Origin of the sequence: Staphylococcus pasteuri (genome assembly GCF_003970495.1) — a bacterium.
Classification (GTDB): Bacteria; Bacillota; Bacilli; order Staphylococcales; family Staphylococcaceae; genus Staphylococcus; species Staphylococcus pasteuri.
This window is the reverse complement of the sequence record NZ_RXWW01000065.1, coordinates 15,034-37,458: the sequence shown is the minus strand read 5'-3', so window position 1 is coordinate 37,458 and position 22,425 is coordinate 15,034. Positions and strand designations below refer to the sequence as shown.

The 22,425-nt window shown below is 31.2% G+C and carries 20 protein-coding genes; 6 read left to right on the top strand and 14 right to left on the bottom strand.

Features of this window, described 5'->3' with window-relative positions; all coding sequences use genetic code 11:
• The first annotated feature begins 203 nt into the window (after positions 1–203).
• The gene (gene putP / locus CD121_RS09820; protein ID WP_126568103.1) at positions 204–1,742 is read left to right on the top strand and encodes a sodium/proline symporter PutP; all 1,539 of its coding nucleotides are present in this window, start codon (positions 204–206) and stop codon (positions 1,740–1,742) included.
• Between the two features lie 58 nt (positions 1,743–1,800).
• Here the strand turns inward: putP and CD121_RS09815 are convergent, their stop codons facing one another.
• From CD121_RS09815 to CD121_RS09770, 10 genes are all read right to left on the bottom strand, one after another.
• The gene (locus CD121_RS09815; RefSeq protein ID WP_017637871.1) at positions 1,801–3,003 is read right to left on the bottom strand and encodes a CamS family sex pheromone protein; all 1,203 of its coding nucleotides are present in this window, start codon (positions 3,001–3,003) and stop codon (positions 1,801–1,803) included.
• A 9-nt stretch (positions 3,004–3,012) separates the two neighbouring features.
• Positions 3,013–5,019, bottom strand: coding sequence for an NAD-dependent DNA ligase LigA (gene ligA, locus CD121_RS09810; protein ID WP_126568100.1), 2,007 nt, complete (start codon positions 5,017–5,019; stop codon positions 3,013–3,015).
• Between the two features lie 3 nt (positions 5,020–5,022).
• Positions 5,023–7,215, bottom strand: a complete 2,193-nt coding sequence (pcrA, locus tag CD121_RS09805; protein WP_124760405.1) for a DNA helicase PcrA — start codon at positions 7,213–7,215, stop codon at positions 5,023–5,025.
• On the bottom strand, positions 7,212–7,904 hold the full coding sequence (pcrB, locus tag CD121_RS09800) for a heptaprenylglyceryl phosphate synthase (protein ID WP_119622529.1): 693 nt from the start codon (positions 7,902–7,904) through the stop codon (positions 7,212–7,214). The genes pcrA and pcrB overlap by 4 nt, the downstream gene beginning before the upstream one ends.
• Positions 7,905–8,085: 181 nt before the next feature.
• Positions 8,086–8,388: a YerC/YecD family TrpR-related protein gene (locus CD121_RS09795; RefSeq protein WP_017637875.1), complete on the bottom strand. Its 303-nt coding sequence runs from the start codon at positions 8,386–8,388 to the stop codon at positions 8,086–8,088.
• 105 nt (positions 8,389–8,493) lie between these two features.
• A complete protein-coding gene (gene purB / locus CD121_RS09790; protein WP_126568098.1) occupies positions 8,494–9,789 on the bottom strand; it encodes an adenylosuccinate lyase in 1,296 nt (431 codons plus the stop codon).
• A gap of 236 nt (positions 9,790–10,025) precedes the next feature.
• Positions 10,026–10,208, bottom strand: a complete 183-nt coding sequence (locus CD121_RS09785; RefSeq protein ID WP_181300391.1) for an NETI motif-containing protein — start codon at positions 10,206–10,208, stop codon at positions 10,026–10,028.
• Positions 10,186–10,785, bottom strand: coding sequence for a DUF2179 domain-containing protein (locus CD121_RS09780; protein ID WP_046467424.1), 600 nt, complete (start codon positions 10,783–10,785; stop codon positions 10,186–10,188). Before CD121_RS09780 ends, CD121_RS09785 begins: the two co-directional genes overlap by 23 nt.
• Before the next feature lie 196 nt (positions 10,786–10,981).
• Entirely contained in the window at positions 10,982–11,803 is an 822-nt protein-coding gene (gene nadE, locus CD121_RS09775; RefSeq protein ID WP_070452143.1) for an NAD(+) synthase, read from the bottom strand.
• Positions 11,796–13,265, bottom strand: a complete 1,470-nt coding sequence (locus CD121_RS09770) for a nicotinate phosphoribosyltransferase (RefSeq protein WP_017637880.1) — start codon at positions 13,263–13,265, stop codon at positions 11,796–11,798. Before CD121_RS09770 ends, nadE begins: the two co-directional genes overlap by 8 nt.
• Positions 13,266–13,494: 229 nt before the next feature.
• On the opposite strand from CD121_RS09770, the gene CD121_RS09765 reads away from it, so the two are divergent.
• Positions 13,495–14,562: a nitric oxide synthase oxygenase gene (locus tag CD121_RS09765; RefSeq protein WP_126568095.1), complete on the top strand. Its 1,068-nt coding sequence runs from the start codon at positions 13,495–13,497 to the stop codon at positions 14,560–14,562.
• An 18-nt stretch (positions 14,563–14,580) separates the two neighbouring features.
• A complete protein-coding gene (locus CD121_RS09760) occupies positions 14,581–15,387 on the top strand; it encodes a prephenate dehydratase (RefSeq protein WP_046467421.1) in 807 nt (268 codons plus the stop codon).
• Between the two features lie 59 nt (positions 15,388–15,446).
• On the opposite strand, the gene CD121_RS09755 is transcribed toward CD121_RS09760, so the two are convergent.
• Positions 15,447–16,541, bottom strand: coding sequence for a glycosyl hydrolase family 28-related protein (locus tag CD121_RS09755; protein ID WP_017637883.1), 1,095 nt, complete (start codon positions 16,539–16,541; stop codon positions 15,447–15,449).
• A 178-nt stretch (positions 16,542–16,719) separates the two neighbouring features.
• Here CD121_RS09755 and CD121_RS09750 point away from each other — a divergent pair, with 178 nt between their 5' ends.
• The 3 genes from CD121_RS09750 (at position 16,720) to CD121_RS09740 (ending at position 19,841) form a co-directional block, all read left to right on the top strand.
• Positions 16,720–17,274 (top strand): cysteine hydrolase family protein, encoded by a 555-nt coding sequence (locus CD121_RS09750; RefSeq protein WP_017637884.1) that lies wholly within the window; start codon positions 16,720–16,722, stop codon positions 17,272–17,274.
• A 70-nt stretch (positions 17,275–17,344) separates the two neighbouring features.
• Positions 17,345–18,274 (top strand): manganese-dependent inorganic pyrophosphatase, encoded by a 930-nt coding sequence (locus CD121_RS09745; protein ID WP_029056023.1) that lies wholly within the window; start codon positions 17,345–17,347, stop codon positions 18,272–18,274.
• A 187-nt stretch (positions 18,275–18,461) separates the two neighbouring features.
• Positions 18,462–19,841 (top strand): aldehyde dehydrogenase, encoded by a 1,380-nt coding sequence (locus tag CD121_RS09740; RefSeq protein ID WP_126568093.1) that lies wholly within the window; start codon positions 18,462–18,464, stop codon positions 19,839–19,841.
• A gap of 57 nt (positions 19,842–19,898) precedes the next feature.
• Here the strand turns inward: CD121_RS09740 and pglS are convergent, their stop codons facing one another.
• The 3 genes from pglS to CD121_RS12460 all read right to left on the bottom strand — a co-directional run.
• Complete coding sequence (pglS, locus tag CD121_RS09735; protein WP_029056025.1) at positions 19,899–20,927, bottom strand: 6-phosphogluconolactonase; 1,029 nt, start codon at positions 20,925–20,927, stop codon at positions 19,899–19,901.
• Positions 20,928–21,339: 412 nt separating this feature from the next.
• Positions 21,340–21,720 carry a penicillinase repressor BlaI gene (gene blaI, locus CD121_RS09725; RefSeq protein WP_001284659.1) on the bottom strand — a complete coding sequence of 127 codons (381 nt, stop codon included), beginning with the start codon at positions 21,718–21,720 and terminating at the stop codon, positions 21,340–21,342.
• The coding region (locus CD121_RS12460) for a penicillin-binding transpeptidase domain-containing protein (RefSeq protein ID WP_257214285.1) at positions 21,710–22,425 on the bottom strand (716 nt) is incomplete at its 5' end. The genes CD121_RS12460 and blaI, both read right to left, overlap by 11 nt.

Sequence of the window (22,425 nt, the reverse complement as noted above, 5' to 3'; positions counted from 1 at the left end):
TCACTAAGTATATCTTTGGATACATTATTATGCATAATTAATAAACAATAAACAACACACATTTATTAAAGTATCCTCTTTACATAAAGCACTTAAAGTTGATTAAAAACAAAATTTTATTTTTTCACTTTTCTAAACTTTTAACTATAATGTATAATATTACATGTGACACAAATAAATACTTATATAAGGGAGTGTTTAAAATGCTATATTTGGGGACAGTACTTAATCAGCAAGTGAATGCAAATTGGCAAACCTATATTATGATTGCCATTTACTTCATTATTTTACTTATTATTGGGTTTTATGGTTACAAACAAGCTACTGGTAATTTAAGCGAGTTTATGTTGGGCGGTCGTAGTATAGGACCTTATATCACTGCATTATCTGCAGGAGCTTCTGATATGAGCGGTTGGATGATTATGGGGTTACCGGGGTCGGTATATAGCACTGGTTTATCTGCGATGTGGATAACAATTGGATTAACACTTGGCGCCTATATCAATTATTGGGTCGTTGCACCTAGGTTAAGAGTTTATACAGAAATAGCGGGAGATGCTATCACCCTTCCAGATTTCTTTAAAAACAGATTAAATGACCAACAAAATATCATTAAAATTATTTCAGGTTTAATTATTGTTATATTTTTTACGTTATATACGCACTCTGGATTTGTTTCAGGTGGAAAGTTATTTGAAAGTGCGTTCGGCTTAAATTATCATTATGGATTAATACTTGTAGCTATTATAGTAATTTTCTACACTTTCTTTGGAGGATACTTAGCCGTATCAATTACAGACTTTTTTCAGGGTGTTATTATGCTAATCGCCATGGTTATGGTACCAATTGTTGCGATGATGCAGTTAAATGGTTTAGATACTTTTAGTAGAGTTGCTGAAATGAAACCTACTAATATGGATATTTTTAAAGGGACAACAGTAATTGGAATTATTTCCTTATTTTCATGGGGCTTAGGCTATTTTGGACAACCTCATATTATCGTACGTTTTATGTCTATTAAATCACATAAATTATTACCTAAAGCAAGACGTCTAGGTATTAGTTGGATGGCTATCGGACTTTTAGGAGCAGTAGGCGTTGGATTAACAGGTATTGCATTTATATCAGAAAGAAATATAAAAATGGAAGATCCAGAAACGTTATTTATTATTATGAGTCAAATTTTATTCCACCCACTTGTTGGCGGATTTTTACTTGCTGCAATTTTAGCAGCCATTATGAGTACTATTTCTTCACAATTATTAGTTACTTCAAGTTCTTTAACCGAAGATTTTTATAAACTTATTCGCGGTGAAGAAAAAGCAGCTACTCATCAAAAAGTGTTTGTAATGGTTGGTAGATTATCAGTATTAATTGTTGCCATTATTGCAATTGTCATTGCGTGGTACCCAAATGACACTATTCTTAATTTAGTTGGTAATGCATGGGCTGGCTTTGGTGCATCATTTAGCCCGTTAGTATTATTTTCATTATATTGGAAAGATTTAACTAGAGCTGGTGCAATTAGTGGAATGATTAGCGGAGCATTGGTAGTTATTATTTGGATTGCTTGGATTAAAACTCTAGCTTCTATCAATGAATTATTAGGTATGTATGAAATCATTCCTGGATTTATAGTAAGTGTCATCGTTACTTATGTCGTAAGTAAATTAACAGCTAAACCAGGTGACTTTGTAAATAACGATTTAGCTAAAGTGAAACAACTTGTTAAAGAAAAATAGAAACTAATATATTAGGGTCCGAGAACTTTATATCTCGGACCCTAATTTTTAGTTAAATTTAATTATGGTAAATGTGTACTTCTGGTTCTTTATCGTCTTTATTTTTACTAATCAATGCGCGCGGATTATTACCATCTTTAATTCTAATTTCATATTCATCTATATTATCAAAATATTTCTTAGCCTGTTCTGTAACATATTGAGTAATACCAATTGTCTCAGCTTGACCGTAATAATCTATTGGTAAGTCAACTGTTAATTGTTTTGCTTTTTTATCAACAAATTTTACTTTACCTACTGCTTGAGTAAAGTTAGAAAAGTAAGATTGTAAATTATCATTAAATTGTTTGAAATTATTATTTAATGATTCATCATAGTCAGCCGCTGTTGAAGATGGTAATAGAGCAGTTTTTTCATTGATTGATTTCCAATCATTGATTTTAGTTTGACCATCATCTGCAGTCGCACCTGCTATAAATTCTCCAGGTGTAATAGATTCCTGACTACTTTGTTTATATATAGCGAAGTGAATTGGAATATCTTTTAAATCACTGTTTTCTCTTAATCTTGATAACATTTCACTTGCCATTGCCTTACCTTGCTTTTCTATTTCTTTGTCATCTAATTTTTTACTATAGGTTTCACCGTCTTTTTCCTTTTGGTAATAATATTTGCTATTCATTGCTAAACCAATCGTCATACCTTTAATGTTCTTACCTTTTGAATCGCTATTACCATAGAAATCTTGTTCTAAAATATTGGATAAATATGCTGGTGACTTTTCTGCTATTTTAGTTGGATCTGTTTCCCCTTGGTGAGAAGGATTAAGCCCTAAGTTTTCATTAGCTTTTTTCTTTTTCTTTTCCTTCTCACTCATGTTATCTATTTCTTTTTTAGTATATTTAGGATCCAAATATGCATTAATCGTTTTTTTATCTAAAAATTGTCCATCTTGATATAAGTATTTATCTGTTGGAAAGACTTCTTTACTTAGTTCTAATAGTCCAGATTCGAAACCTTCACTATTATAACTATTTGCCATATTATCTTGTAAAAGGCCACGTGACTGACTTTCTTTAAAAGGCAAAATAGTACGATAATCATCGCCTTGAACATTTTTATCCGTAGCTACTTGTTTCACTTGTGATGAATGACTATCTTTTGATTGATTTGTGTCTTGATCTGACTTTTTGTCTTTATCATTACTGCATGCGGTTAGAATAAAAATTGTCGAGATAAGTAAAATTATTGTTCTCTTCATCGACGTACCTCACTCATTATTGATTTCCTTTTGTTTTGTCGCAAATTCATCTTCAGTCCAAATTTCTGTTCCAAATTTTTCAGCTTTAGTTAGTTTAGAACCTGCATCAGCACCAGCAATAAGTAAATCTGTACTTTTGGTTACACTATTAGTTACTTTGGCACCTTGCATTTGTAACCATTGTGATGCTTCATTACGTGTCATTTGTTCTAATTTACCTGTTAATACAATCGTTTTACCACTAAATTCTGGATGCCCTTCAATTTCTGTTGTTTTGACACCTTTGTATGTCATATTAACATTTTTATCTTTTAGTTTTTGAATTAATGCACGAATATCTTCATTATCTAAATAGGTAACAACAGATTGAGCTAACTTATCGCCTATATCATGGATGCCTACCAGTTCTTCCTCTGTTACTTCAATTAGTCGATCCATTGTTTCATATTTCTCGGCTAATACTCTGCTTGCTTTAACCCCAAGATGTCTAATACCTAAACCAAATAATAAATGTTCTAGAGATTGTGATTTTGCTTTATGAATTGCTTCAACTAAATTTTCAACTTTTTTACTTCCCATGCGATCCAGTGGTAATAAATCGTCTTCAGTTAAATAGAATATATCAGCAACATCTTTAATTAAATTATTTTCATAAAGTTGTTGAATAATCTTAGTTCCTAATCCGTCTATATTCATTGCTTGGCGAGATACAAAATGAATTAGTCCTTCAATGAGTTGTGCCTGGCATTTAGGATTAATACATCTTAAAGCTACTTCCCCTTCTATCCTTACAAGTTCATGATTACAACTTGGACAATGTGTTGGCATATGATAAGTTTTGGCATCATCAGGTCGACGATCTAAAATACTTTTTACAACTTCTGGAATAATATCGCCAGCCTTTTTGATGACTACGCTATCGCCAATTCTTATATCTCTTTCATGAATTAAATCTTCATTATGTAATGAAGCTCTTGAAACTGTAGTTCCCGCTACTCTCACTGGTTCAAGTATCGCGGTTGGTGTTACAACGCCCGTTCGACCTATACTTAACTCAATGTCCAATAGTTCAGTTACAACTTCTTCAGCAGGAAATTTATATGCAATAGCCCAACGTGGAGATTTTTGAGTAAATCCCATCTCGTCTTGTTGTTCTAAGTCATTCACTTTAATGACAATGCCATCTATATCATAAGATAAATCTTCTCGCTGAGCTGTCCATTTTTCTATATATTTTAGGACACCTTCTATATCAGATACTCTTTCACGTTCATGATTAGTTTTAAAACCTAATTGATCTAATTCATCTAATGCACCACTTTGAGTTGTAGCTTCAAAATCAGTAAAGTCATTAATACTGTATAAGAAAACACTTAATTTTCTTTTAGCTGCTAATTTAGAATCTAATTGTCTTAATGAACCTGCTGCTGCATTTCGAGGATTAGCAAAAGGTTGTTCACCGTTGTTTTCCTTTTCTTCATTTAAATTCATAAATGATTGTCTTGGCATATATGCTTCTCCACGCACCTCAAAATTTAAAGGTTCTTTAATTTTTAATGGAATAGCATGTATCGTTCTTAAGTTTTCAGTAATATCTTCTCCAGTTGTACCATCTCCACGAGTTAAACCTTGTACAAAACGGCCATTTTGATATTTTAATGAAACAGCTAAACCATCAATTTTAAGTTCACACATATATTCTACTTTACCAATATTATCTCGTATACGTTGATCAAATTTTCTTAAATCTTCTTCATTAAAAGCATTCCCTAAACTTAGCATTGGTGTATCATGATTTACCTTTTCAAATGTAGATTGAGCTTCTCCTCCCACTCTAACTGTGGGTGAATCTGATGTTTTATATTCAGGGTGTTCTTCTTCTATATGAATAAGTTCATGTAATAATTTATCGTATTCACTATCAGGAACTGATGGATTATCTTGAACGTAATACTCGTAACTATATTGATTTAATAAATCATGTAATTCATTTACACGATTTTGCATATCATTCATCCACTAGTCCTCCTTTTTTTCAATTGGTGCAAATTGAGCTAGTAATCGCTTTGGTCCTTCTGATTTAAATATAATATCTAATTCTACAGAACCATTTTTTTCATTAACGTTACTAACCATACCTTCTCCCCATGCTTTATGAGTAACTTTATCTCCTACTTTCCAGTCAGAAGAAGTTACCTGTTTTTTAGATGAAGTTGTTCTCTTACTAAAGCCGCGTTTCTGAGTTGGTTTCGCCTTAGGTTGAATTGTTTGTCGTTTACTACCCGAATGACTTTCCATTAAATCTTCAGGAATTTCTTTTAAAAATCGAGATGGCATATTAGATTGAGAACGTCCAAACAACATACGTGTTGTTGCGTTAGTAATGTATAGTGTTTCCTCAGCTCGTGTTATCGCTACATAACAAATTCTTCGCTCTTCTTCCATTTCATGGTCGTCATCACTTTTAATTGCTCTAATATGTGGGAAAAGCGATTCTTCCATTCCCATAATAAATACAATCGGAAACTCTAACCCTTTAGCAGAGTGCATTGTCATCAATGTAACTCCTGACTCTGTATCCGCTTCATCAATGTCAGCAACAAGTGATAAATCTGTTAAAAAGTTGATTAATGATTGTTCTTCAAGTGGTGTATTTTCTTCATAATCTTTAGGAACTGACATAAATTCATCTAGGTTTTCTAAACGACTACGTGATTCTAGAGTTTGTTCTCTATCAAGCATATCTCTATAACCTGACTTAACTAAAACTTCTTCCACTATTTCACTTATTTCAAGAAATTCTTGCTCTTTAATTAAATTTTGAATCATTTCATAAAAAGAAATACATTCTTGAGTAACTTTTTTAGATAGTCCTATAAAATCAACTTCACCTAAAGCATCGAACATACTTATATTATTTTGAACTGCATAGGTTTGTATTTTTTCAACTGATGATGGACCTACACCACGTTTTGGGACATTAATAATACGTTGTAAACTAATATCATCATTACTATTGGCAATAACTCTTAAGTAACTTAATAAATCTTTAATTTCTTTACGATCATAGAATTTTTGGCCGCCAACCATTGTATAAGGTATATTAGATTTCATAAATGTTTCTTCTAATACACGTGATTGCGCGTTCGTTCTATATAATATAGCCATATCACTATATTTCTTTCCATTACGCTGATGTTTCATAATTTCTTTTACTACGTATTCAGCTTCATCACGTTCTGTTGTTGCTTCGTAATAATTTATTTTGTCTCCGCCTGTATTAGCAGTCCACAATCCTTTTGGTTTTCTTTCTGTATTGTTTTTAATGACTTCATTGGCAGCATTTAAAATTGTTTTAGTTGAACGATAATTTTGTTCTAAGAAAATCGTTTTGGCATTAGGATAATCTTCTTCGAATGATAAAATGTTTTGAATATCTGCACCACGCCAACCATATATAGATTGGTCTGAATCACCAACGACACATAAATTTTTAAATTTATTGGCTAATAATTTGATTAATGTGTATTGTGCTTTATTGGTATCTTGGTACTCATCAACATGAATATATTGGAATTTATTTTGATAATACTCTAAAGCTTCAGGTACTCTTTCAAACAAATTAATAGTAGTCATAATTAAATCATCAAAATCTAATGCTTCATTTCTTGATAATTGTCGTTGATATCCTTTATAAACTGTAGCTACCATTTGTGAATGATAGTCATTTGCTTCATTTTGGGCATCTTCTGGTGTTTTTAATTCGTTTTTCAAATTACTAATAGCGCCTATAAACATACGTGGTTCAAAACGTTTGCTATCAATATTTTCATTTTTCAATACATCTTTGATAACAGATTTTTGGTCTGTTGGGTCAATAATAGTGAAATTACGTTCTATTCCTATACGATCAGCATCACGACGTAAGATTCGAACGCACATTGAGTGGAATGTAGACATCCAAATGACTTGAGCTTCTTCACCAACCAATTGTTCAACTCTTGCTTTCATTTCTTTAGCTGCTTTATTAGTAAATGTAATTGCCAAAATATTATAAGGTGATACATCTTTCTCGTCTAATAAATATGCGATTCTATGTGTTAGTACTCGTGTTTTACCAGATCCTGCACCTGCCATAATTAATAGTGGGCCTTCTGTAGTTCTGACAGCTTCACTTTGCTCTGTATTCATATTTTTTACTAATGAATTCATTTACTAGACTCCTTTACCTTAACTGTTTTTAATGCTTTTTTTATATCTTTATAAATAATATCCCCAACAACTATAGTATCGGCATACTCAGCCATCTCTTTGGCTTGGGATAAAGTAGTGATACCACCACCATAAAATAGCTGTGTTGTCGTTAGCGTATCTTTAACTGATTTCACTGTGTCTACTTCGCCATAATTTCCACTATATTCTAAGTACATAATGGGAAAACGATATAATTCATTAGCCATTAACGCATATGCATCTATATCATTTATATCTAATTGAGTATTAGCATTTGTTCGTTGTGCAACTTTGCTATCTTCATTCATTACAAGATAACCCTCAAATATTACCTCATCAAAATCAATGACATGTCCATATTCTTTCAAAGCTTCGAGGAGCATTCCATTATGGTATTTGACATTATTACTATTCAATACTGTTGGAATAAAATAAAAATCAAAACCTGGCATAACACTCTCTATATTTGAAACTTCTAAAACAAGTGGTAATGGGTAACGTCTAACTCTACTCATTAATTGAATGACATTATCTTCTGTCACATTATCTGTGCCCCCTAAGATAATAGCATCAGTGTTAGACATACATATTGCATCTAAATCATTGTCAGAAATAGTCTTTGCGGGATCTAATTTAAATACATGGCGCCATTGTTTAATGTTATACATTACATGAAACTCCTTTTTTTAACATACCTTAAATTATATCATTTTTAACTTTTTAGTTCTAAACAGATATCGTGAAAATGTACAACTTATTTCCAAAATTTTTAAGAATTGATAAAAAAGGAAACGATCGTCAACATATTATCGTCGTTAAACTTTAATGTTGCGATCGTTTCATCTTATATTATTCTTTTGTATCGATATTTAATCGATTTAAAATCATTGTGTAAGCATCATTACCCCATTGTAAAGAACGTTTTACACGAGATATTGTTGCCGTAGATGCGCCAGATTCTTGTTCTATAGTTGCATATGTGTATCCTTGTTTAATCATTTTAGCTACTTGAAGTCGTTGAGAAAGTGATTGAATTTCATTCACTGTACATAAATCATCGAAAAACTGATAGCATTCTTCTCTATTTTCTAATGTAAGAATTGCATCAAACAATTCATTTAATGCATCCCCGCGTAATTTTTCAATTTGCATCGTAACAGCTCCTATATGCATATTCTTTTATCATTTTAACTTACTAATAAGTTAAAGTGTAGTAGTTTTATGATAAAAAGTATAGGATTTTAAGTTAATCACTTATTATTCTAAGCTAGCTCTTTTGAAAATAGTATCTACTTGATTTAAATGATGTTTAGGGTTAAAGCATTCATCTAGGTCTTCTTTAGATAATACATCTGTGATTTTGCTATCTTGTTCAATAAGTTCTCTAAATGGTGTTTTAGTTTCCCAAGATTTCATCGCTTTAGGTTGAACTGTATCATAAGCTTCTTCACGTACCATACCTTTATTTATAAGTGAAAGTAGTACACGTTGAGAATAAATTAAACCAAATGTTTTATCAATATTTGCTTGCATATTTTCTTCGTACACAGTCAAACGATCAACAATGTTAGTAAATCTATTTAATGCATAATCTAAAGCAATTGTTACATCTGGTAACATGATTCGTTCAGCTGATGAATGCGAAATATCACGTTCATGCCATAATGGAACGTTCTCATATGCAGTAGTGATATAACCACGTATAACACGAGAAATACCAGTGATATTTTCAGAACCGATAGGATTACGTTTATGTGGCATTGCTGATGACCCTTTTTGTCCTTTAGCAAATGCTTCTTCTACTTCACGAGTTTCAGTTTTTTGTAAGTTTCTGATTTCTACTGCAAATTTTTCTAAAGAAGTAGCTATCAGTGCCAATGTTGCAATATAGTAAGCATGGCGATCACGTTGTAATGTTTGTGTTGAAACTGGTGCTGCACCTAAACCTAAATGTTTACATACATAGCTTTCAATTTCAGGTGGAATATTAGCAAATGTACCAACAGCACCACTCATTTTTCCTACTTCAATTTCTTCTCTAACGTCTTTAAAACGTTTTAAATTACGTTGCATTTCTGTATACCATAATGCCATTTTTACACCAAATGTAGTAGGCTCAGCATGTACCCCATGTGTTCTTCCCATCATTAAAGTGTATTTATAATTTTTTGCTTTGTCTTCTAAAACTTTAATAAATCTTTCTAAATCTTTTTCAATAATATCGTTTGCTTGTTTAATGACATAGCTTAATGCTGTATCAACTACATCTGTAGAAGTTAATCCATAATGAACCCATTTTCTTTCGTCGCCTAATGTTTCTGAAACTTGTCTAGTAAATGCTACAACATCATGTCTTGTTTCTTGTTCAATTTCTTTTGCACGTTCAACATCTACTTTGGCATTTTGACGTATTTTTTTAACATCTTCTTTAGGAATATATCCTAACTCGCTCCATGCTTCTGATGCTAAAATTTCAACTTCAAGCCATGCTTCATAGCGGTTTTGGTCTGTCCAAATAGACGACATTTCTTCTCTAGAATAACGTTCAATCATTGTTTAAGCTCCTATCATATGTGTATTTATAATTTTATTTCTAAAAACTGTACATTAAAAACGAATTTCCGTTTATAGTTCGTCTTTTATCTTTCGCTTTTTATTTTAACAGAATCAACCTTATTTGTGTAATTCTAATATACTTATAATCATATTTTATTTCATCTTCAAAGTGAACACAATTATCAATATTAAAAACCACTCAAATCATTAGATTGGAGTGGTTTTCTTAAATATTATTCTGTTATTTTATTACCGATAAAAATAATATCTTGTTTTAGTACTTCAAGACTACCGTCTTTATTTTCTTTATAAATGGGTTTCTCAATTCGTCTTGTTGGCATATACCCTTCATCTTTCATTCTTTTCAGACAATCTGCAATGGTTTCGTTGTCATTAACTTTGAACTTCATGTTCAACAACACTTTCTAATTCTTCTGGTTCGTAAGCTTTAAGTTTACGCTTACGCACTCCTTTAACCCAGAATCCACCATGAATATTTCTTGGTTCATAAGCAATAATAAATGCTTTAGGATCTAAATTTTTAATAGTATCCATTAATTTTAATTCATATTTTCTTGGCGTTAATACTTGCATCACCAAACGACTTCCATCACGGCCAAATGCTTCATAGTGGGTAACACCATAACCTAAATTACGAAGTTCATTTGGTAAGTCTAACTCGTATTCAGAAGATGTTGCATTGACAACTGTATATCCAAGCGCAAGCTTTTCTTCAATTTTCATACCAACAATGATACCTATTGAAAAACCAAATGCATAAGCTACAATATTTTGAATTTGATCTAAACTAGACATTACTAATCCTAGACCTACGACGTAAATTAAAACTTCAACGAAACTTACAATCGCAGCTACATAACGGTACCCTTTTAAAGTTAATATTGTTCTCATTGTTAAACATGTAACGTAGCATACATTAATAACAAAGATTGCAAACACCATTAACCAGGGATTTTGAGCAATCGCTGACATAATATTCCCCTTTTCTTACTTGAAATCCAAATTATTTTAACAGTCATTTTAATCTTTGTCACGTCAAAGTTAAAATTCATTCTATTAAATTAATATCAATGTTTTATTTTCATTTTATGTGAATTAACAAAATTGAACCGTAAACATATACCAACATGCTCATGTATATTTACGATTCAATGTATCGATTTTCAATTTAGTTTTTAGGCCAAGTATAACGAGTGTATGCGAGTTCTCGCTTATGAGCGTTTTTAATATAATGATTTTCAATTTTCTCTTTTGCTTGGCTTGAAACTTCTTTACCTTCTAAATAATCATCAATCTCATTATATGTTACTCCCAATGCTTCCTCGTCAGGTAATTGAGGTTTATCTTCTTCTAAATCTGCAGTTGGAATTTTTTCATATAAATGTGCAGGTGCATCTAAATATTTTAGTAACGCTCGTCCTTGTCGTTTATCTAGACCGAATAATGGAGCTATATCAGCTGCCCCATCACCATATTTCGTATAAAAACCTGTAATATTTTCAGCTGAATGATCAGTGCCAACAACTATTCCAGATTGATTTGAGGCAATAGAAAATTGTACTTTCATTCGTTCGCGTGCTTTTTCATTTCCTTTTTGGAAATCTGTTAAAGTGATCCCCGCTTCTTGTAATGATTTAACGCTCATATCTACAGCAGGTTTAATATTAACTGTGATCGTTTGATCAGGATTAATAAATTTTAATGCATCTTCAACTTCGTCTGCATCTGATTGAACACCATATGGAAGTTTAACTGCTATAAATTGACACGCTCTACCTTCTTCACGTAATTCATTTACAGTTAATTGTACTAGTTTACCTGCTAATGTTGAATCTTGTCCTCCAGAAATACCCAATACTAATGATTTGATAAAATCATGTGATTGTACATATTTTTTTATAAAATGTTTAATTTCTTGCACTTCTGTTTCAACATCAATTTGAGGTTTTACTTTCATTTCTTTTACTACAATGTCTTGTAAATTACTCATGATCTTCCTCCATTTCTTTTACGTGTTCTGCTACTTCAAAGATGCGTTTATGTTTATTTTCCCAACAAGCTGTACTTAAATCAACCGGATATTCTTGTGGATTTAAGTAACGTTTATTTTCATCCCAAAATGTTTTAAGTCCTTCATTTAAGTAACTTTGAGCTTCTTGTACGCTTGGCAATTCGTATACGAGTTGTCCATTTTCAAAAATAGAATGATGTAAATCAATGGCTTCAAAATCTTTGATAAATTTCATTTTAAATGTGTGAACAGGATGGAATAATTTTAATGGTTTTTCTTTTCTAGGGTCTTCACCATGTAACGTTATATAATCTCCTTCTGCTTTACCTGTCTTTTTATTTATAATTCTATAAACATTTTTCTTACCTGGTGTAGTTACTTTTTCAGGATTGTTAGATAATTTAATACGATCACTATATGTGCCGTCACTATTTTCTATAGCAACTAATTTATACACTGCACCTAAAGCAGGTTGATCAAATCCGGTAATTAATTTAGTTCCAACGCCCCATGAGTCTACTTTTGCGCCTTGAGCTTTTAAACTTGTAATTGTTTCTTCGTCTAAATCATTAGAAGCAATAATTTTAGCATCTTTAAATCCAGCTTCATCTAACATACGACGCGCTTCTTTTGAAAGGTATGCAATGTCACCTGAATCTAATCGAATACCTATAAAATTAATTTTGTCTCCTAATTCTTTAGCTACTTTGATTGCTGTAGGTACACCAGATTTTAGTGTATGGAATGTATCTACTAAAAAGACACAATCCTTATGTCGTTCAGCATATTTTTTAAAAGCAATGTATTCATCGCCATAAGTTTGTACTAAAGCATGCGCATGTGTTCCTGAAACAGGAATACCGAATAGTTTTCCTGCTCTTACGTTACTTGTTGAATCAAAACCACCTATGTATGCTGCTCTAGCCCCCCATAAAGCTGCATCTAGTTCTTGGCCACGTCTAGTACCAAATTCCATTAATATATCGTCACTTGCAATTTGACGAATACGACTTGCTTTAGTAGCAATCAATGTATGGAAATTAATAATATTTAATAATACTGTCTCTAAAAGTTGTGCTTGAATTAATGGTGCTTCAACTCTTAGCAAAGGTTCATTACCAAAACATATTTCACCCTCTTGCATTGAATGAATATGTCCTGTGAATTTTAAATTTTTAAGATAGTTTAAAAAATCATCTTGATAACCGATAGTTTTTAAATATTCAATATCAGTATCTGAAAATCCAAAATTATCCATAAAATCAATTACACGTTTAAGACCATTGAATACAGCGTATCCACCATTGAAAGGCATACTTCTGAAATATAAATCAAAAACAGCCATTCTCTCGTGAATGCCATCATTCCAATAACTTTCTGCCATATTTAATTGATATAAATCATTTTGTAGCATTAAACTGTCGTCTTCAAATTGGTACACTCGTATCTCTCCATTCGACCATTCTTTTATAATTATTTTATCATAATTCAATTTATCTAGGTAATAACTGAGATTATAACCCAATCATGTTTTCAATTTAATAATTCATTACATAACTTTTATCTATCACGGTATTTTTATGCTGAACGTTACAACAAATTCATGACAATTGAATTTATTGAATGTGCATTTTCTATCTGTAGATTATAATACTTATGAGGTGTTTCAAATGTTAATAGACAAAGCAACGACATTTATTAAAACAATGTATTCAGAACTCAATTATTCTCAAGAAGATATCGACAAACGAATCAATGAAGTGACAGAAAGCATTCAACAAACTGGAACATATAGACATACTACAGATGAGTTAATTTATGGTGCTAAGATGGCTTGGAGAAATTCGAACAGATGTATTGGCAGATTATTTTGGGAATCACTTAATGTTAACGACGCAAGAGATATTACCGAAGAAAGTAATTTTATTGATTCTATATGTAATCATATTGAAAAAAGTACTAATGGCGGAAAAATTAAACCTTACATCACTATTTTCCATCCAGACCATCCGCCCAAAATTTATAACAATCAGTTAATTCGCTATGCAGGTTATGAAGAAAAAGGAGATCCATCAGAACGTGAAATCACTCAACTTGCACAACGTTTAGGATGGCAAGGTGATGGTGGAGATTTCGACGTTTTACCACTAATTTATCAAATTGGTGAAGGTCCAATTAAATACTTTGAATATCCAAAATCTTTGATTAAAGAAGTGCCTATTGAACATGAAAATTATCCAAAATTAAAAGAATTGAATTTAAAATGGTATGCTGTCCCTATCATTTCAAATATGGACTTACAAATTGGTGGAATAACTTACCCTACAGCACCATTTAATGGTTGGTATATGGTTACTGAAATTGGGGTTAGGAATTTTACTGATAGTTATAGATACAATTTGTTAGAAAAGGTTGCAGAAGCGTTCGAGTTTGATACACTTAAAAATAATTCTTTTAATAAGGACAGAGCACTACTGGAACTCAATTACGCGGTCTACCATTCTTTTAAAGCACATGGCGTGTCAATCGTGGAGCATTTAACTGCTTCTAAACAATTTGAAATGTTTGAAAAAAATGAAGAAAAACATCAACGACAAGTTACAGGAAAATGGTCTTGGCTTGCACCACCGATTTCACCTACGCTTACAAAAAATTATCATCATGGCTTTGATAATACGATGCGAGACCCTAACTTTTTCTATAAAAAATCGAATGAGACGAAGTGCCCTTTCCATTAAATCATTCGAGGTGAAGGTATGAAGATATATTATTTAGGTCCGAAAGGTACATTTTCGTATTTGGCTTCTCAAAAATATGTTGAACAATTGAAATTGCAAAATATCGATTTTGTACCAAAAGCTAATTTATATGAGGTTATTAAATGTGCATCACAGGATGACGATACTATTGGTTTAGTACCTATTGAAAATTCTATAGAAGGAACCATTAATATCGTAGCTGATTCACTAGCTAAACAAGACGTTTATGCACACGGTGAACTCCTTTTAGATATTGATTTTGCGTTATATGGACAATCAGGTAGCCAAATTGAAGATATTAAAAAAGTCTATTCTATAGCACCCGCTATAAGTCAGACATCAAATTATATTATGAATCATCACTTTGATTACGATTATGTAGATAGTACTGTAAAAGGATTTGAAATGATTAGTAAACATGTAGGTGCTATAGCACCTGTCAATAGTGGTGAAGATTATGGTTTTCAACAATTAGATACACATATACAAGACTTTCCACATAATGCGACACGTTTCTTAATTATTAAAAACCATGCCCAATTTGATGTAAATGCAAATACTACTATGTTTTTAATTACTCCGAAGTTTGATAAACCTGGATTACTAGCTAGTATATTAAATACCTTTGCTTTATTTAATATTAATTTATCTTGGATTGAATCACGCCCGCTTAAAACCAAGCTAGGTCAATATCATTTTTTTGTACAAGCAGAGGCCCAATTATCTAATGATATTGAAAAAGTAATAACTATCTTAAATACATTAGATTTTGAAACAAAACTAATCGGTGCATTTAGGAAATAATTATATGTAAATAGTGCTATTTTCATTTTAGTATTCTAATGAAAATAGCACTTTTATTTTTATTTAATATTTTCAACATTCTCTTTTTCGATAGTAACTAAATGATCATCTTGATTTAAAGTGAGATGATTAATGTCTTCAAGATGTATCTTCTGTGTTTTATCATGAAATGTGTTACCAGCAATAAATACATTATTATGTTTTATATTGTTATAGCTTCTAATATGAATAGCATCTTTTTTCATTTTCCCTATAAATTCATTACCTATTACATTAAAGTTTGTACCCGCTTGTGCACCCATATCTTGACCTGTGAATGCATCAGCAGCATTCTTGCCATCCTTTACTCCTAAAAAGCGTATACCCCCATTACAATTTTTAAACTGATTTTTAGAAATAAATGTATTTTGTGATTTTAATGGAGTTAACGCGTATTCTTGAATACTATCAAAAATATTATTTCGAATGTGAATGTTTTCGTAAAAGCAATCATATCTAGATGCATGTGAACCAATAGCTCTATTCCAAGATTTCATTTTAACATCATCTGAAGGTCCAAAATAACAATTTTCTATAACTGCATTTTTAGTAATTGTCCCATCAGTTGTACCAAATTTGGGAAAAGCACCTGGTACTTGAATATCTAATTGGACTGCTTCTGAGAAGAAACGGTCACCATCAACATCTAAGAATCCTTCAAATGAACAATTCGCTATTCGTAGTCCATTTATACCACACGCATCAATTGCATGACCTCCAACAACATTTTTAAATGTAACACCAATAAATTGTATATCTTCTGCATGACCAACACACACCGCAGTATTATTATAAGGATACTTACTTCCATTCATATCAAATGTTCCACCTTTAATATGTATGTGACTGTTACCAGTGTATCCACGATAGAAAATATACGGTTTCCCATTTTTCAAAAGTGCGTCTTTACTACATCTCAATAGTTTTGTTTCATCATCTAAGAGTAATGTTGTTGAATCATATATCACTAATGCTTTACCTATATGGTAAGTCCCTTGTGGGATATAAACTGTATGTTCACCATTTTTAGCTTTATTAAGTGCACGCTGTATTGCTTTTGTATCTTTCGCTTTATTATGACCTTCTGCGCCAAAGTCTTTCACATTTATGAACATGCAATATCTCCTTCGATTAATAATTAATTGTAGTGTTCTTAATAAATATATATACTATGATTAATCTTATAAAACATTTTTAGACCAATTAGATGAATATTTTAATTAACTTAACCAAATTAAATGACTTTTATATCGAAATAGCTTGATATGCTTGATTTAGAGAGGATGTTATAAAATGACTAAAACAGCATTAATTATAGTAGATTATTCAGTAGACTTTATAGCTGACGATGGAAAATTAACTTGTGGCGTACCTGGACAAAAATTAGAAAACTTTCTCGTAAACCGTATAAATCAATTTAATGAAAACCGTGACGATATCTTTTTTATGATGGATTTACATTATGAGAATGATGATTTTCACCCTGAATCAAAATTATTTCCACCCCATAATATTGAAGGATCGGTAGGACGACAACTTTATGGTGAGGTCGGTAAACTTTATGAATCTATTAAGACTCAAAACAATGTTCATTTTTTAGACAAAACACGATATGATTCATTTTATGGTACACCTTTAGATAGTTTACTCCGCGAAAGAAATGTTAATAAAGTTGAAATCGTTGGTGTTTGTACTGATATATGTGTATTACATACGGCTATATCAGCTTATAATTTAGGGTATGCTATTCGCGTACCTAGTAAAGGCGTAGCATCATTCAACCAGTCAGGTCATCAATGGGCTTTATCACATTTTGAAAACTCATTGGGCGCAGAGGTAGAAGAATGAGCTAAAGTCATGCTAAAATAACTATATATAATATTAATAAATTAACAATGAATAAGGGAGATATTTATCAATGGCAAATACTTACATTTTTGGACACAAAAACCCAGATACAGATGCAATTTCTTCAGCAATTATTATGGCTGATTTCGAACAACAAACTGGTAATACTAATGCTAAAGCTTACCGTTTAGGTGAAGTTGGTGCTGAAACACAATTTGCTTTAGATCATTTTAACGTTAAAGCACCAGAATTATTAGAAGACAATTTAGATGGCCAAGAAGTAATTTTAGTTGACCATAACGAATTCCAACAAAGTGCTGACTCTATTGCTGATTCAACAATTAAGCATGTTGTTGACCATCATAGAATCGCTAACTTTGAAACAGCTAGTCCTTTATATTACAGAGCTGAGCCTGTTGGTTGTACAGCAACAATCCTTTACAAAATGTATAAAGAACGTGGATTTGAAATCAAACCTGAAATCGCTGGTCTAATGATCTCAGCAATTATTTCAGACAGCTTATTATTCAAATCTCCTACTTGTACTGAGGAAGACGTAAATGCTGCTCAAGCTTTAAAAGACATCGCAAACGTTGATTTAGATGCATATGGTTTAGAAATGCTAAAAGCTGGTGCTTCTACTACAGATAAATCAGCAGATGAATTATTAGATATGGATGCTAAATCATTCACTATGGGAGATTATGTAACTCGTATTGCTCAAGTTAATACAGTTGATATCGACGAAGTTTTAAACCGTAAAGAAGAATTAGAAAAATCTATGCTTGAAACAAGTGCTGAAGAAAAATATGACTTATTCGTTTTAGTAGTAACTGATATCATTAACAGTGATTCTAAAATCTTAGTTGTAGGTGCTGAAAAAGACAAAGTTGGAGAAGCATTTAATGTTCAATTAGAAGATGATATGGCGTTCTTAACTGGTGTCGTTTCTCGTAAGAAACAAGTTGTACCACAAATTACTGAAGCATTAACAAAATAATTAGATGATAAATTCAAAAAATAGTTAATCATTTTTACTGAGGCATTTAACAATGCTTCAGTTTTTTTATTTTTCATTCATTAAATGCAAAATTATTTTTGTTAAATTAGGGTATAGATATGTTATGAATCTATTTGGGAGATGTAAAAAATCTTGATTATTCTAAATATTAAGGAGGTTTATCTGTTTGAATTCAATTGAGCAATTATTTAACAATAGTAAACAGTATTTCAGTACACATCAAACTAAAGATATTAAATTTAGAAAGCACCAATTAAAAATGCTAAGTAAAAGTATTAAGCATTATGAAAATGATTTACTTGAAGCCTTACATACCGATTTAGGTAAAAGTAGCGTCGAAGCTTATGCTACTGAAATTGGGATTTTATTAAAAAGTATTAAATTAGCACGTAAAGAACTTAAAAATTGGTCTAAAACTAAACAAGTAGATACACCGTTATATCTTTTCCCTACTAAAAGTTATATTAAAAAAGATCCATATGGGACTGTACTAATTATTGGTCCGTTTAACTACCCTGTTCAATTAACTTTTGAACCTTTAATAGGCGCCATTGCTGCAGGTAATACTGCAATTATTAAACCATCTGAGCTTACACCAAATGTATCTTCAGTTATTCGTAAAATTATCGAAAACACTTTTAAACCTGAATATATTGCAGTTGTTGAAGGTGGAATTGAAGAAACAAACGATTTAATCCATTTACCTTTTGACTACATGTTTTTCACTGGTAGTGAAAAAGTAGGTAAAATTGTTTATCAAGCTGCTAGCGAAAATCTTGTACCGGTTACACTTGAACTCGGTGGTAAATCCCCTGTCATTATAGATGAAACAGCTAACTTAAAAGTAGCTAGCGAAAGAATTGCTTTTGGTAAGTTTACGAATGCAGGTCAAACTTGTGTTGCTCCTGATTACATTTTGGTAGATAAAAAAGTAAAAGATGATTTTATTAAATCATTGAAACAAACAATTACAGAATTTTATGGTTCGCAAATACAAAACAGTCCAGATTTTGGAAGAATCGTAAACAATAAACACTTTAATCGTCTAAATCATATACTTACACAGCATCAAAACAAAGTTGTGTTTGGTGGTCATAGCGATGAATCTGACTTATACATTGAACCGACTATTATAGATGATGTTGAGACTTCTGATTTAATTATGCAAGAAGAAATATTTGGTCCATTACTACCTATCATTAGTTATGAACAATTTGATGAAGCATTTTCTATAATTCAAGCACGATCTAAACCATTAAGTCTTTATTTATTTAGCGAAGACGAAAACTCCACTCATCGTGTGCTTAATGAGCTTTCATTTGGTGGTGGTGCAATTAATGATACATTAATGCATTTAGCTAATCCAAATTTACCATTTGGTGGTGTTGGTCTATCTGGTATGGGTCAATATCATGGAAAATATTCATTTGATACATTTTCCCATGATAAATCTTATACTTTTAAATCAACACGCCTAGAATCAAGTCTATACTTCCCACCTTATAAAGGAAAACTCAAGTATATTAAAGCCTTTTTCAAAAATTAATATTTATGTATAAAGAATCCCTCAAGTTATGGCAACTTGAGGGATTCAATCTTATAGTTAAAAGATAACGCAAACACCTTCTGGCGCATTTGTTGCCTCATCTATTAAAGTTAATGTTCCTTTATTTTTATCTCTTTCAAATACAGTTACTTTAGATTGACCTTCTTGATGCGCGCAAATTAAATATTGATCTGATTCAGCAATATTGAAATCACGTGGAAACTCATCGCCACTTAATACAATATCGACAAGTTCAAGTTTAGCCCCATTTTCTAATACTTTATAAATCGCAATACTATCATGGCCACGATTGCTTACATATAAAAATTGTTGATCATGTGATAAATGAACCGCTGCTAATTTTGTGGCACCTTTATAATCTTCAGGAATCGTTAAATGACGTTCCAATTCTTCAAAATGACCATCATTATATTTTGTCACACTTACGATATTTGATAATTCATGTACGACATATGCATAATTTCCGTTTTCATGAAAAGCAATATGTCGAGTTCCATCAGCTGGGGTAAACTGAGAAATAGCATGTTCTTTTAGACCATTATCTCCATAAGTATATGCCACAATGCGATCTGTACCCAGGTCTGTTCCAACTACATATTTACCATCTGGTGTTTCATTTAAAAAATGAACATGTGCATGATCTTGTCTTTCATGTGGTCCAAGTGGAAAATCGTGTTCTAATTCTTGAATCAATTTTTCTATTTTTCCCGTAGTAGGGTTTAATTTATATATTCTTGCTAATCCTGCACCATAAACCGCTTCAAATAGAAATGCACCATTTGTCGATACTTGTATATAACAACCTGTTCCATTTTGCGAAGCTAAGCATTTATTTATTAATGTTAATTGACCATCATTTCCAATTTTAAAACTTGCAACACCACAATTATCGCCTTCTTTTGTTATCGCATATAAAAATTGATCGTTTCTTGTTAAATAAGTAGATGCCTCTATTTGATTTGCTGTTTCTACTTGTGTCATTTGGCCTTGTTGTTCATCGAAATCAAATTGATAAATACCTTGTCCATTGTTTTTAGTATATGAACCGATATAACCTTTTGTCATTTTAAAACGCCTCCATTTCACTTATCTCTATTCTATTAAATTTAGACGTCTAAAGACAAACTTTTAAGTACAAATTACGACATAAAAATATGTGAGGCTTAATTTAAATTGATTCGAATGTGTTGAGAGACTATTTTTGATGGAATAGGAAATTAAATCTTGCAAAATAGAACGTATGTTCGTATAATGTAATTATAAATATCGAGGTGATTGAAAGATGATTAATGATTTAAATAATAGTCAATTGGATTATCGAAATATACCACGTAACAAATTAGATAGAGATATTCCTAAGGGACGTGGCATGGTTAAATGGGCACCGTTTATTATATGTACTAATCTCATAAAAAATCTAATTTAATAGGGTTCAAACATAATTTATATATGTATTATGTTTGAACCCTATATCTATTTATTTTTTACTAATATCATTTAAAATGTCTTGCAATTCTTCAATTTCTTTGTTATTTAATTCTTCATTTTTCGCAAAATTAAGCACTAAACTTTTCATATCCCCTCCATACAATTTATTAAGAAAGGTTTTAGCAGTTTTCATTTTAATATCATCTTCTTTAATAATTGATGAGTAAAAATAAATATTATTATATTTATATCGTTTTATAATCTCTTTTTTATATAGTCTTGTAATTAATGTTCTAATCGTCTTATCGCTAACTTCTTTATTTTTTTGAATCTCAACTACAATTTCATTAGCTGATACTGATTTTTTATTCCATATTATATTCATAACATCCCATTCAGCCATAGTTATTTCAACTTGCTTATTGGCCATTTAAAACACCCATTTCTTTTAATATTTTTTCATTTATTAATTTAGCATTTTCACCAGAGGCTTTTTCATCTGATAAATGTGTAGAAAAATAATACTTATCATGATTTGTAATTACGTAACCTACAAACCACCCATTATTGTACTTCCCGTTTACTATACCTGTACCTGTTTTCCCATACAATGCATAATTTTCATTTTTTCTAATCAATAACGAAGAAGATAATTGTTTCTTTTCATTTTTACTAAAATGGTTATTTTGTTCCATCATATTTTTCAAAACTATTACTTGTTCAAGATTAGATATTTTCAAACTATCTTCCAACCAGTAGGCTTTATAACTTCCCAAATTTTTATTACCATAATTTAATTGCTTGAGTTGATCATAAGTATAGTTCTTTGATATTTGATTACTAATACGTTCGAAGTACCAATTAACAGAGTTTTGTATTGCCGTATTTAAATCTTGATCCTTATTCCAAGAATCGAAAGGATAATGATTATGATTCCATAACATACGTGAATTTTTATCACTTATAATATGACGGTCAAGTCCAAACAGTGCTAAATAAATTTTGTATGTTGAATCAGGAGAATATCTTTTTCTACTTTCTTTTTCATTATAAATATAGTATTTGTCTTTCTTCATGCTGTACATAACGAAAGATCCACTATTTGAACCAAAATTTTTACTTTCATCTAAAATTT